Raw genomic sequence first — 12,610 nt, forward strand, 5'->3', positions numbered from 1 at the left:
ATCTCGCTCATTCTTCGAACACAAAGGAGGAAAAGATCTTGCTGACAAAACTGGTCGCTGCATTTAATCTAGCAATGTCGTTAGGCGCGTTTTTTATGGGCATTTCCATGCTGCCGGTCATGGGGGTTTTCGTAGAATTTCCACCCGAGTGGGTCGGCGTCATGCCTTTTACTAGTTGGTCCGCTTTAGCTATGTATGGAATGATTGTGTTTGGAATCGGAAACGCTGTGACAGCGGTTTATGGGTTTATTCGGAAACCCCGAACATTTTTCGTGGCCAATCTTTGTTTAGGGGTACTGTTATTGTTAAGTGCTGCATTGCCAATCGTGTTGCTCGGGGAATGGTATTTGCCGCTCGTGTTCTTTTTTGCCCTCAGTTTTATTCAACTAGCACTTGGCTTGTACGGTGTTTTCAGCAAGCGCAAACCCGGTTCCCGGCATCGCACCGAAATCATTAATTCGTAGAAATATAAAAAAGGCTGTCTCCAAGTCATCTTCATGACTTTGTAGACAGCCTTTTGGCTTCTTTACTATTCACTTTACTGGAGCTTTTTCAATATACGTCAACGTTTTTCCGCTCACTCCGAGCAACACCGTCAGAAGAGGAGACAGCAAGCAGAAGAACGCAAACGGCAAGTATTCCAATGTCGAAACGTCCAACACCGACGCGATGAAAATCCCGCAGACGCTCCACGGTACGAGCGGATTGACGACCGTTCCCGCATCTTCCATGACGCGGCTCAAGTTCTTCCCGGCCAATCCAACTTTTTCGTACGATTCACTGAACGCTTGCCCCGTCAGCAAGATCGATAAGTATTGTTCCCCGACGAGGATATTCGTGCCGATTGCCGTTAACGCCGACGCGACGATGACAGAAGACACTTTCTTCAGCAGGCTTTCGATTTTCGCCAGCAGGCTTTGAATAATGCCGAGTTTGAATAATAAGCCACCCATGCTAAGGGCGAGGAGTACCAATGCGATGGTGAAGAACATGCTTTCCATGCCACCTCTTGAGAGCAATGCATCGATTTCGTCAATGCCCGTTGACGATTTGTAGCCAGCGAACAAGATGCCCAGCATCGATGAGGCTTGCAAGCTCTGATGAAACAAAGAAACAGCAAGCGCGACTACTGAACTCGCCGCTAAAGTCAAAACGGCAGGCACTTTGAATACGGTCAAGACAATCAAGATAATGAGTGGCGTTACGGCATACCAATGGATCAAGCCTGTCTCAAGTAAACCTTCCCGGAATAGCGCAATATCCTCAGTGTGGTCCAAGGTCACCGAAGGCGATAACAGGCCGAAGAAAATCAAGGTCAAGACAAAGGCGGGAATCGTCGTCCACCCCATATTGCGGATGTGTTCAAAGAGATCCACACCGACAATGGAAGCGGCCAAATTGGTCGTATCCGATAACGGCGACATCTTGTCCCCGAAAAAAGCGCCCGAGACGATTGCGCCTGCCGTGATAGCCAACGACAAATCCAGCGCTCCGGCGATGCCGATCAACGGAACACCCACCGTCGCCACCGTCGTCAAGGAACTGCCGACAGACAGCCCGATGATCGCCGTGACGACAAAGACCACCGCAAAGAAAAATAATGGCGTCACCAGGCTGAATCCGGCATAGATCAAAGTCGGGATCGTCCCGCTCATCATCCAACTGCTGATGAGGATGCCGATGAAGAAGAACAAGAACACGGCACCCATTCCCGCGCCAGCACCTTCGATCAACCCTCGCTCCAGTTCGCGGTAAGATAGTTTCTTTAATAAGCCGTAGCACATCAATAAAAGAATCGATAACAAAATCGGCACATGCGGCGCCGCTTCGAATCGGATGATGCTGAAACTAATGATGGCCACAATAAGCGCGACAAGTGCTGCCGCTTCTTTCGTGCTGGGTGATAAAATCGCTTTAATATGAAACATGTCCAGTTCCTCCTGTATTGTGAAAATAAAAAAAGAAAACCACTCATCCCTAAAAAAAGGGACGAAGGTTTTCTCCGCGTTACCACCCTAGTTGATCTTCCGCTTTGGAACATCCACTCAATTGACCGTTGAAACTGCAGATGGCGTAATTCACCCCGATTGCTGCCTGGACTTCCACCCTCCGTCCAGTCTCTTTGTGCTGCGCGCAATGAGTCTACTCATTCATCATTCAACTTATTCGTCGTTGTATTTTGCAATTGCTTTACATCTTAGCATCTCCCCGGAATAAGTCAAGCGGCTAGTTGCGGTTGACAATCCAACCGCTACTTTCGATTCTCCAACATTCGCTTGAGGATCCGGATCTGCCCCCGGTGGCTCGTTTCATCTTCCACAACATGAAACCAGAGAAAATACTTATTGTAGACAACTCCGTTAAAGTACTGCCCTTCTTCGTACAACCAGCTATCGTCGACATTTTCCATAAGCGATAGTGTGTGGTCCCGGACCTTTTTTAATTCAGCCAAGTAATAATCAAGCGGATGGCCACGGATTTCACTTCTCGCCTTATCCCCCAGTTCAAGCGGGACAATCCATTGCTCCAGCTCTTGCTCCGTCAAGTCGCGGTTTTCAAACGCGATGACTTGGTGGACAAATTCAATCGCCGCCATATGCATCAATAGCGCCCCAATCGAATTCGAATGCCCGTCAGCCAAGTAGTCAAGCTCTTCGGTCGACAAGCCTTCCAAATCTACCAATGTAACCGCACGTGTATACTCGAGCATCGAGACAAGTTCACCGATTTTCGGCGAGTAGCCCGGTTGCTCTTTGATCCGGTAGTCCATTCTGCCGCCTCCTTTTTAGCTTACCTGCCTTCATAGGCAACTAAAAAGACTGGATTGCCCAGTCTTTTTTGTGTCTCTTCTATATAGAATACTACACCAAACTGAACTTCTTTTTGATCCGCTTCACGATATCTGCTTCTTTGCTTTGGATGAATTCATTGGCAATCTGCTTCACCATGCTATTGATTTCTCTATCCATCTCGGTCTTCATCCTAACCCGGTCAATCGCGACACCATTCGGCGTAAATTGCCGGCCTGCAAGCTCATCTAACGAGACATTATACAAGTCCGCCATTTTAACCAGCAACTTGAGGTTTGGTTCACCCTTTCCCGTTTCGAAGTTACTATAAGTGGCCCGTACTATTTTCAGATGATCCGCAACCACTTGCATCGATAACTTATTTTTCACTCTGAGCGCCTTCAAATTTTCAGCTAGTTTCGACATAGGTTTGCTCCCTCTCAACACCATAGTAAGTAAGTCATTGTTCAAATTTTAATGATTTAGAGCAGATTCAATTTCCACAATTTGTCTACCGCTTGTTAGTTCTCCATAAGTGAAGTATGTGTACGATGGTAAAACCTCTCTTGTTCTTGGAGCATGAGTCAGTTCTTGTTCGACTTTCAATAAATAGAACTTATATTTCCCTTGCTTTTCAAAACCAAAGTTAATTCTACGCTCTTCGATATAACTTAAAATCTTTTCTTTTGCGGACTCACTTAAAAACTCCACTTGTTCTTTGATGTTTTCAGCCGACGGATCTAGTACGAATTCATTTTTCACAGAATATATTCGCTCCATTAAGCCACCTTCTTTTCGAAGGGTCATATATTGAAATGCTTTGTAAGGTCTTGGGTGAGGATGTGCATGAACTAAATACTTATTAATAATCCCTTGTGTTCCACTCGCTGGCAGTGAAATAACTTCCTTCATAGTCATTCATTCCTCTCAATTAGTTTATTTCATAACTGAATAAACGAAATAATAATATCAACTTAAGTTAAAAATTTATAATTAAATAGTATCATATTCTTAATTAAGTTATAATCACAATATCATATAAATTTGGAAATAATTATAGATAGGAAGTAGACTTATGCTGAAAAACTTGTTGAACAAATGGTTATCCACACCTGTCGAAGAAGCAACAATCGATGTTCCTCCGGCTCCGGCCTCGAAAGTATACTTATATGAACCAAATCAAGTCGCCCTGAAACAAGTGATGGAAGCTCCTGAAGTTCCTGGAGAAGCGCCAGGCTATATCTATTTTGTGCAAGAACATATGAATGGCTCTTTTAAAATCGGCAAAACCAAGCATGTCGAGCGCTATATGAACCTTTTCGTTGTGAAGCTACCTTTTGAAAACAAATTGATCCATTTGATCAAATCCGGAAACCATCATCAAACAAAAGCCGCCTTCCATAAGCATTTCAACGATAAGCGGCTTGAGGGTGAATGGTTTTCCTTGAACCAGGATGATGTAGCATGGCTCAAAGCTGGCGACTATCCTGCAGCAATCCAACAGACCATTTCAAACACCGAAGCCACTGCGAATTCTTCTTCAGCCGCTGTCAATAAAGACGAAAAGCCATTAACTCCAAAACAAGCCGAATTTGCTAAAACCCTGCTCACCAAGCTTGAAGACCGTTATGAACTGGCTGTTGATTTTTCTCAGCTGACACACAAAGACTTGAACCGCCTGAGCGGCTATTTCCGCTTTAAAAACCAAGGAGCATTGAATAATTTAGTGTCTGCCGGTGTACTGAAAGAAAGATAATGGACATGAAAAAGGCAGCTTCAATTGAAGCCGCCTTTTCGTTTCCTGTTTGTTCAGTTGAGTAAAACTGCCATCTTATCTAACCAGATCACGCGGTCCGCCACCGTCGCGGGTTTCGGGTGGCGCGGAAAACCATTTTCAGCTGCCACTAAGGCTTTCGCATGTGAATACGATTCTTCCGGCCTTCCTTTTTGGAACAAGCCGAACTCAATCGCGAGCCTCTTGGCGACATTCGTTGAGCCCCACGCAAAAATGAGGTGATCCGCGGAGTCCAATAAAGCTTCGCGTTCTCTTGCGTTTTCTTCTTGGAATATGGAATGAGGAACACCAGCTCCATTGAACTTATTTTCAATGATTTTAAAGTTGCCCATGTTCCCTTCGCATATATCCGATAAATTGATGAGCGTAACTAGATTCCATCCTTGCCGCTCCATCAAATTCATCAGTTGGTATTGCGTCGGATTCGGTTGGGTGGAAATCCACTCGGCTTCCCACGGGCTCTTTGCGGTTTCGCCAGCTTGCGCGCAATTGGACGGGTTGATCATGACAATCACCGCATCTGCTCGAGTGGCGTAAGAGCTGTTTCTCGCAATGCGTGCTTCCCGACGCATGAGAATCTTTTCGTTCACTAGTTCGGCATGATAAAACTTGGCCTCGACCGAAAAGATTTGCTTTAACTGTTCAGCTGGAATGAGCGACACCCAATCCCTCCCTTCGATTATTAGTAGTATCAGTCTATCAAAGACGTTTTCGTTGTACAAAAAAAGCTCCCAAGCCATATTTGGCCTGGGAGCTTGCTGTTGTTTAAACTTTCTCGTCAACTTTGACCATGCCGTAAGACGTGATGGCATTCCACATCGTTTCAGGGATGTCGAGCTTGCCGACCAGTTCTTGCGGGATCGTTTCGTTGATCTCCGCTTCGTTTCCTTGCTTCACTTTTTGCGTCCACTCTGGATCGACCAGTGCTTGACGGCCCATGACGATAATGTCCGCTCCTTCTTCAAGTGCGGCTACCGCGTGTTCAGGCTGCGTGACGCCGCCCACTACGACAAACGCAACGCGGCCGTCGATCTGTTTCGACAGGATTTGGACGATGCTATCGCCATCTTCCATGCCGCGCGGCGCTTTTTTGAATTCCATCAGCGATACGTGGATGTAATGGATACCGCCTTTGATCAAACGCTCAACCAATTGTTGCGTTTCTTTGATCGTGTAACCGACGGATTCTGCATTGTTTTCTTCCGGTGACAGACGGTAGCCGATGATGAAGCTGTCGTCTGCATGCTTGGCAGCTACTTGCTTCACTTCATCCAACACGGCCAAGGCGAATTTCAAGCGATTCTCTAAGCTGCCGCCCCACTCATCTTCGCGCTGGTTGTAAGTAGCTGAGACGAATTGCTGGATCAAATACGTATTGGCGCCGTGGATTTCCACACCATCAAACCCGGCTTCGATCGCGCGGCGCGTCGTTTCACCGAAATCACGGATGATGTCTGTGATTTCTTCTCCCGTCAAAGCGCGCGGTGTTGGTTTGTCGGCCGATTCTGCGATAGCGCTCGGTGCGACTGTTTCGCCCGCTTCGATCAAATCCGGCTGTCCTTGGCGTCCGCCATGCTGCATTTGCAGGATCGCTTTGCTGCCTTGTGATTTCATTTCCGTCGCGAGTTGCTTTAAGCGCGGCATGACGTCATCTTTGAATGCGACAAATTGGTTCGGGAAGGCAATGCCGTTTTCCGAAACTGCGATGCAGGCAGAGACGAATAGGCTGCCGAGTCCTGCACGGCGCTGATAATACGAAAGTTCGCCATCTGAGACAGTGCCATCTGGATTTCCTGAATAGGTCGTCATCGGTGCGACGCCTAAACGGTCAGAAAGGACAACGCCGTTTGGCAACGTGATTTCTTCGAATAATGGTTTGTATTGCGGGTTCATTTAATTACCTCTTCCTTTGAATTAAAGTTAGTTATATTAAAATATCATAGCCTTAGGACAACTACAACAATACGAGCTTGGCGAGCTGGAAATTTTGCTTCCTTTCTTTGGGAGTGGTACGCTCTTCTATGCAAACTTATTCCAAGGAGGAATCTACATGACACCAAACACATACAAAGAAATCCAATTGGCGAACCGCCCAGAAGGCACGCCGACTGACAGCGACTTTAATTTTGTCGAAAAAGACATCCCGGCAATCGGCGCGGATCAATTATTACTGAAAACTTTATACCTCTCCGTTGACCCGTATATGCGCGGGCGCATGAAAGACCAGAAATCCTATGTAGCACCGTTCGAATTGAACAAAGCGATTTCAGGCGGCGTCGTGGCTGAAGTCGTCGAGTCGAATTCCGATGATTTCAAACAAGGCGATATCGTCACGGGCACGCTGGACTGGGCAGAATACAACGCTGTAGAAGCCAAGTCCGTCCAAAAAGTGGACCCTACTGTCGCACCAATCACGACACGCCTTGGCATACTCGGCTTGACTGGCCTAACAGCCTACTTCGGCCTGCTCGATATCGGCAAGCCGCAACAAGGCGAAACGGTCGTCGTCTCAGGCGCAGCAGGAGCTGTCGGATCAGTCGTCGGACAGATCGCCAAATTGAAAGGCGCACACGTCGTCGGCATCGCCGGTTCACAGGATAAGATCGACTACCTGATCAACGAACTTGGATTCGACGAAGCCGTGAACTATAAAGACGATAACTTCAAAGAAGCATTCAAAAAAGCCATCCCGAACGGCGTTGACGTCTATTTCGATAATGTCGGCGGCGAAGTATCGGACGCGGTCATTTTTGAAATCAACCGCAACGCACGTGTCGTCTTGTGCGGCGCAATCTCTGCTTACAACAACCCAGAAGGCGATATCGGCCCGCGCATTCAGTGGAAATTCATCACGACCAGCTCGATGATGAAAGGCTTCACGCTTGGCGATTACGCGCACGATTTCAAAACCGGCGCACAAGATCTCGGCAAATGGCTGCAAGAAGGCAAACTGAAATACGAGGAAACGATCGTAGAAGGCTTCGAGAAAACACCAGAAGCTTTCCTTGGCCTATTCGAAGGCAGCAACCTCGGCAAGCAATTGGTGAAAGTCGCTGACCCAGAGTTTGCTAAACTGTAAATCTCACTTTCTTCTATAGAAACACAAAAGCTGAAGCGGGAACCTGAATGGGTTCCTGCTTCAGCTTTTTTTGTATCATCCTTTTTCAGCGACTTCTCCAGAATAGGCCGCCTGGTAAATGGCGTAAATGTCTTGTCGATCAAGCGACATTGGGCTTCTCGCGAGAATCCTCGTTTGCTTGATGCCATCATCTGCCAAGCTGTCCAAAGCGTCTTCTCCAATATCGAAGCCTTTCAGCGACACGGGAATATTCACGTCGGCGACGAGCTTTTTCAACTCCTCGACGCATGCATAGGAAGCTTGTTGGTCATCCATTTGTGTGATGTCGACACCCATCGCCTCGACGATGCCCTTCATTCTCTTCTCACAGCTCGAGCGGATATAGCCCATGACGTACGGAAGCAAAACGGCATTCGATTCACCGTGTGAGATATGGAACTGGCCGCCAAGCGGATATGCTAAAGCGTGCACACCGGCAACGCCGGCATTGAAGAAGGCCAACCCTGCCAAATAGCTGCCGTAGCTCATATCGGTGCGCGCTTCCTTGTTTTCCCCGTCTTCTACCGCCGTGCGAATCGAGTTACTGATCAAACGGATCGCCTGCAACGCCAGGCCGTCTGTCACTGGGTTGGCGTTTTTCGAAACATAGGCCTCCACTGCGTGAGTCAATGCGTCGATGCCTGTCGCAGCTGTCACTTTCGGCGGCAAGGAGACCGTCAACGCCGGGTCGACAATCGCCACGTCCGGCAATAGATAATCATGTGTCACGACATCTTTCGTGGAATCCAATGACAACACCGCGATATTCGTTACTTCAGAACCCGTTCCTGACGTTGTCGGGATCAGTATTTTCGGAATGCCTTTATCGGCTAACGTACGATCCCCCGTCAAATTCAAATAGTCGGCCACGTTTCCTTCATGCGTCGCCAGGACTCCTGCTAGTTTCGCGAGATCTAGGGCACTGCCGCCGCCAAGGCCGACGACTAGGTCGAATTTATGTTCTTTCGTGTAGGCGACCAGTTTTTCACCCACCTCAAGCGGAGGTTCCGGCACGACTTCTGTGTAGACACTTGTCTGCCAGCCTTTTGCTTCGAGCGGTTCGACAATTTTTTTCGTCATCCCGAGTTCCTCCAGAAACGGATCGGTGACGATGAGGATATTGCTGGCATTCAGGCGTTCCGCTTCAACCGTTAGCTGTTCCAATGCGCCCCAGCCGGTATAGCTGATCGGCATGAATGTAAGTTTGCTCGACACATCATTCACTCCATTTCGGTCTTTTAAAATATCGGAATTAGTTATCGCAGGTCATTTTATTCGCTACTCAATTGTAAATATAAATATCTTAAAATTCAATCTACTAAAAGCATACAAAAAGCCGCTGCCCTTGTTAAGGTCAGCGGACTTTCTCGTTATAACATTTTCTCCAAAGCCATCTTCGCTTCATTCGCTGTTTTCTCATCCACTTGAATGCGGTTAAGGACGCGGCCTTCTACGAGTTCTTCTAAGATCCAGGTGAAATGCGGCAAGTCGATGCGGTTCATCGTCAGGCATGGGCACATAAACGGATTCAAGGACACGATGTCGCGGTCCGGGAAATCCTTGATAAGCCGGTTGACGAGGTTCATCTCTGTACCGATTGCCCATTTCGATCCGGGTTCGGACGCTTCGATCATGTCGATGATGTATTTGGTCGAACCGGCAAAGTCAGATACGCTGACGACTTCGTACGTGCATTCCGGATGAACAAGGATGTTGCGGTCCGGTTCTTTGACGCGCAGGTTGTCGACGTGTTTCGGCAGGAAGTTCATATGCACCGAGCAATGACCTTTCCATAAAATCACTTGCACATCTTCAACCGCACACTCGAGTTCAAGCTGTTGCTTGATTGGATCCCACACAGCCATGTGCTCGAGCGGAATGCCAAGCTTCACAGCGGTGTTGCGCCCTAAATGCTGGTCGGGCAAGAACAGCATGCGCTGCTTTTGGGACAAAGCCCATTCGACCATTTCTTCAGCATTCGAGGAGGTCACAGTCGCTCCTCCGTTGCGGCCGACAAATGCTTTGATGGCTGCTGTCGAGTTGACATAAGTTAGCGGAACGATGGTGTCTCCGTATAACTTCTGAAGTTTTTGCCAAGCGCGTTCCGTTTGGTCGATATTGGCCATATCCGCCATCGAACAACCCGCCCGCATATCCGGCAAAATGACCGCCTGATGCGGTTCGGTCAGAATATCTGCGGTCTCTGCCATAAAATGGACGCCGCAAAACAGGATATAATCCGCCGTCTGCCGACCGGCAATCTGGGACAATTGCAGCGAGTCGCCTTTCACATCGGCATACTCGATTACTTCATCTTTCTGGTAATGATGGCCGAGTATATAAAGTTTGTCACCAAGCATATTACGAGCCTGTTTCGCCCGTTTGTGCAGTTCTTCAGTCGATGCGGTTAAATAACTTTTTGGCATGGCATCTGCCATTTGCAGTTCTTCAAGCAAAGAAGTCATGTTGTGAGTACCTCCTTAGGGGATATGGAAAGATTCATGCTCATGTCAAGATTCGACACGCTATGTGTCAAGGCACCGATGGAAATGACATCGACGCCAGTATTGCGGTAATGTGCCAGTTTCTCGAGGTCAATGCCACCGGATGCTTCCGTCCGGATGGATTCTGGCACGAGCTGCGCCCAGCGTCGAATCGTCTCAGGTGCCTGATTGTCGAACATGATGGTATTGGGACGTGCTTCAATCGCTTCATGCAATTGAACTTCCGTTTCCACTTCGACTTCAATCATCGTCATATGGCCGAGCGAGTCGCGCACTTTTTTTACCGCTTCGTTAATTGATCCTGCTGCCGCAATGTGATTGTCTTTTAGCATGACTGCATCGTAAAGGCCATTTCGGTGATTGAATCCACCGCCTGCGCGGACAGCGTATTTTTCGAACATGCGCAGCCCCGGTGTCGTCTTGCGGGTATCAACGATTCTAGTATGGGAGGAACCGAGTGCTTCTACGCATTTCGCCGTCAATGTCGCAACGCCGCTCATGCGCTGGATCAGATTCAACAGCACCCGTTCTCCCGCAAGAAGTGAAGCGACAGGCCCAGAGATTTTCACGATCGCCTCTCCCGCTTCTACACGGTCTCCATCTTGTTTTAATAATTCCACTTCAACTGACTGATCGAGCAGGCGATAGCCCCATTCATAGCAATCGAGACCCGCTACGATACCGCTTTGTTTCATGCGCACGAATGCTTCGCCTGTATCTGTTCGATCGAACAATACAGAGGAGACATCGCGGTCTCCGATATCTTCGAGTAGAAATTGTGTTAATGCTTGTTCTGCTTTTAAACGATTCATCATATGGTCTCCTTGATCTTCGTTTTTCGTGTCGTTAACTGGACACCGCGGTTTGAGATGCCGATGACTTTTCCGGCCCATTCGGGTTTCGTTTCAGGCGCATCGATCCGGTAATGGCCGCCCCTGCTTTCTTTCCGCAATAACGCAGCTGTAGCAATAAGGCTGCTCGCGGTTTGGCGATGAATCTGCGCAATGAGCTCATCCGTGTAATCCTTCAGCACATAACCTTTTAGAGGATGAGCTTGTAAAAAATTCTGTAGCGCGTACGGTTCTCTCAGGATTCCCGCCGTTTCCGTCATGTTTCGTTTCAGATGGTCTTCATCCAAACTTTCAAAATATGTAGACGGTACAATATCAACTGCTTGCGGTAAGCTCGATGTGATGCCAACTGTTTCCTGCTCTCCGCTAATCCGTTCAGCTAGCCTCCTAGCGAATACCAAGCCTTCCAACAAGGAATTGCTCGCCAGCCGGTTGGCGCCGTGGACGCCGGTCGATGCGACTTCTCCGACAGCGTAAAGCCCTGGGATGGATGTCTGGCCGTAACTATCCGTTCTCACACCACCCATATGAAAATGTGCCCCTGGCCGGACCGGCAGCAACGCTTCTGTCGGATCGATTGTGTGGTTCCGGCAATTTTCATAAATCGACGGAAAACGCTGTTGGAAATCGGCCAACTGCCTGGCGTCGAGAAAGACCGGCCCTTCGGTTTGCCAGTGCCGCTCGATTGCCCTTGCGACAATATCGCGCGGCGCGAGTTCCATGAGCGGATGGATGCCGTCCATGACACGCTTGCCATTTCCCGCAACCAATACAGCGCCTTCACCGCGCACTGCTTCCGAGATGAGCCCGCACGACTTGCCTTCAAGCGTCAGAACGGTCGGATGGAATTGCACAAATTCGAGATCTTCCAGTACAGCGCCTGCGTGATATGCCAATGACAACCCGTCGCCTGTTGAAACGGATGAGTTGGAAGTTGCGCTGTACAATTGGCCGATGCCTCCTGTCGCGAGGACGATGTGGTCCGCTTGAACGACTGAACGTTTTCCAGACCGATCCGAAACGAGTACGCCAGTGCAGCGGCCGTGCTCCATCCTTAATTCCAAGGCTTGATGAAAAGCAAAACGGGTGATTTTTTGGTACGTTTCTTCCATTAGATAGTGCATGAGCATCTTGCCGGTCTGGTCGCCTCCTGCATGCACAATCCGGCGATGGCTGTGGGCACCTTCCATGCCGAGCGCTGGCAGCCCGAATTCGTCCCCATCGAATGGCAGCCCCTGCACCAGCAAATTCTTCATGAGTTCCGATCCTTCATTGACCAAAATATCAACGCGCCCAGCATCGGCGTGACCTGCCGATGCGAGCAAAGTGTCCGCGGCATGGGATTCGGGACGGTCATCAAAACTCAGGCTTGCGGCGATTCCACCTTGCGCGAGGCTTGTATTTCCCGTTCCGGCATGTTCTTTCGTGACGATTGCGATGGAATAATTATCAGGAAGCGAACGCGCGAGCATGAGCCCGGCGACGCCTCCTCCGATGATGCAAACATCGAACAAACTTTACACCTTCTTTACAAGTGTCTTGACACTATTAAT

Annotated in this window: 13 protein-coding genes; 3 read left to right on the forward strand and 10 right to left on the reverse strand. The window is 48.6% G+C overall.

Going from position 1 to position 12,610, the window contains the following annotated elements:
* Window positions 1-38: 38 nt before the first annotated feature.
* Window positions 39-464 carry a hypothetical protein gene (locus KTG14_RS15135; protein ID WP_216971674.1) on the forward strand — a complete coding sequence of 142 codons (426 nt, stop codon included), beginning with the start codon at window positions 39-41 and terminating at the stop codon, window positions 462-464.
* Window positions 465-533: 69 nt separating this feature from the next.
* Here the strand turns inward: KTG14_RS15135 and nhaC are convergent, their stop codons facing one another.
* From nhaC to KTG14_RS15155, 4 genes are all read right to left on the reverse strand, one after another.
* The gene (gene nhaC, locus KTG14_RS15140) at window positions 534-1,928 is read right to left on the reverse strand and encodes a Na+/H+ antiporter NhaC (RefSeq protein ID WP_216971675.1); all 1,395 of its coding nucleotides are present in this window, start codon (window positions 1,926-1,928) and stop codon (window positions 534-536) included.
* 323 nt (window positions 1,929-2,251) lie between these two features.
* The gene (locus tag KTG14_RS15145) at window positions 2,252-2,770 is read right to left on the reverse strand and encodes a DinB family protein (RefSeq protein ID WP_216971676.1); all 519 of its coding nucleotides are present in this window, start codon (window positions 2,768-2,770) and stop codon (window positions 2,252-2,254) included.
* Between the two features lie 91 nt (window positions 2,771-2,861).
* The gene (locus KTG14_RS15150) at window positions 2,862-3,215 is read right to left on the reverse strand and encodes a helix-turn-helix domain-containing protein (RefSeq protein WP_216971677.1); all 354 of its coding nucleotides are present in this window, start codon (window positions 3,213-3,215) and stop codon (window positions 2,862-2,864) included.
* Between the two features lie 48 nt (window positions 3,216-3,263).
* Window positions 3,264-3,701 (reverse strand): hypothetical protein, encoded by a 438-nt coding sequence (locus KTG14_RS15155; protein WP_216971678.1) that lies wholly within the window; start codon window positions 3,699-3,701, stop codon window positions 3,264-3,266.
* A 163-nt stretch (window positions 3,702-3,864) separates the two neighbouring features.
* Here KTG14_RS15155 and KTG14_RS15160 point away from each other — a divergent pair, with 163 nt between their 5' ends.
* The gene (locus tag KTG14_RS15160; protein WP_216971679.1) at window positions 3,865-4,545 is read left to right on the forward strand and encodes a GIY-YIG nuclease family protein; all 681 of its coding nucleotides are present in this window, start codon (window positions 3,865-3,867) and stop codon (window positions 4,543-4,545) included.
* Window positions 4,546-4,598: 53 nt separating this feature from the next.
* On the opposite strand, the gene KTG14_RS15165 is transcribed toward KTG14_RS15160, so the two are convergent.
* Window positions 4,599-5,246, reverse strand: coding sequence for a DUF1643 domain-containing protein (locus KTG14_RS15165; RefSeq protein WP_216971680.1), 648 nt, complete (start codon window positions 5,244-5,246; stop codon window positions 4,599-4,601).
* A 103-nt stretch (window positions 5,247-5,349) separates the two neighbouring features.
* Window positions 5,350-6,477: an NADH-dependent flavin oxidoreductase gene (locus KTG14_RS15170; RefSeq protein WP_216971681.1), complete on the reverse strand. Its 1,128-nt coding sequence runs from the start codon at window positions 6,475-6,477 to the stop codon at window positions 5,350-5,352.
* A gap of 157 nt (window positions 6,478-6,634) precedes the next feature.
* Between KTG14_RS15170 and KTG14_RS15175 the strand changes: the two genes are divergently transcribed.
* Window positions 6,635-7,663 carry an NADP-dependent oxidoreductase gene (locus KTG14_RS15175; RefSeq protein ID WP_216971682.1) on the forward strand — a complete coding sequence of 343 codons (1,029 nt, stop codon included), beginning with the start codon at window positions 6,635-6,637 and terminating at the stop codon, window positions 7,661-7,663.
* Window positions 7,664-7,738: 75 nt separating this feature from the next.
* Here the strand turns inward: KTG14_RS15175 and KTG14_RS15180 are convergent, their stop codons facing one another.
* The 4 genes from KTG14_RS15180 to nadB form a co-directional block, all read right to left on the reverse strand.
* On the reverse strand, window positions 7,739-8,917 hold the full coding sequence (locus KTG14_RS15180) for an iron-containing alcohol dehydrogenase (RefSeq protein ID WP_308461998.1): 1,179 nt from the start codon (window positions 8,915-8,917) through the stop codon (window positions 7,739-7,741).
* Between the two features lie 155 nt (window positions 8,918-9,072).
* Window positions 9,073-10,167, reverse strand: coding sequence for a quinolinate synthase NadA (gene nadA / locus KTG14_RS15185; RefSeq protein WP_216971683.1), 1,095 nt, complete (start codon window positions 10,165-10,167; stop codon window positions 9,073-9,075).
* Entirely contained in the window at window positions 10,164-11,018 is an 855-nt protein-coding gene (gene nadC / locus KTG14_RS15190; RefSeq protein ID WP_216971684.1) for a carboxylating nicotinate-nucleotide diphosphorylase, read from the reverse strand. Before nadC ends, nadA begins: the two co-directional genes overlap by 4 nt.
* Complete coding sequence (gene nadB, locus KTG14_RS15195; RefSeq protein ID WP_216971685.1) at window positions 11,018-12,571, reverse strand: L-aspartate oxidase; 1,554 nt, start codon at window positions 12,569-12,571, stop codon at window positions 11,018-11,020. Before nadB ends, nadC begins: the two co-directional genes overlap by 1 nt.
* Window positions 12,572-12,610: the final 39 nt, after the last annotated feature.

The organism is Planococcus sp. CP5-4_YE, from assembly GCF_019042655.1.
Lineage (GTDB): Bacteria > Bacillota > Bacilli > Bacillales_A > Planococcaceae > Planococcus.

Coding starts and splice junctions, on each gene's coding strand:
- nhaC (WP_216971675.1), bottom strand. CDS start 1,928: ATGTTTCATATTAAAGCGATTTTATCACCCAGCACGAAAGAAGCGGCA.
- KTG14_RS15145 (WP_216971676.1), bottom strand. CDS start 2,770: ATGGACTACCGGATCAAAGAGCAACCGGGCTACTCGCCGAAAATCGGT.
- KTG14_RS15150 (WP_216971677.1), bottom strand. CDS start 3,215: ATGTCGAAACTAGCTGAAAATTTGAAGGCGCTCAGAGTGAAAAATAAG.
- KTG14_RS15155 (WP_216971678.1), bottom strand. CDS start 3,701: ATGAAGGAAGTTATTTCACTGCCAGCGAGTGGAACACAAGGGATTATT.
- KTG14_RS15160 (WP_216971679.1), top strand. CDS start 3,865: ATGCTGAAAAACTTGTTGAACAAATGGTTATCCACACCTGTCGAAGAA.
- KTG14_RS15170 (WP_216971681.1), bottom strand. CDS start 6,477: ATGAACCCGCAATACAAACCATTATTCGAAGAAATCACGTTGCCAAAC.
- KTG14_RS15175 (WP_216971682.1), top strand. CDS start 6,635: ATGACACCAAACACATACAAAGAAATCCAATTGGCGAACCGCCCAGAA.
- nadA (WP_216971683.1), bottom strand. CDS start 10,167: ATGACTTCTTTGCTTGAAGAACTGCAAATGGCAGATGCCATGCCAAAA.
- nadC (WP_216971684.1), bottom strand. CDS start 11,018: ATGAATCGTTTAAAAGCAGAACAAGCATTAACACAATTTCTACTCGAA.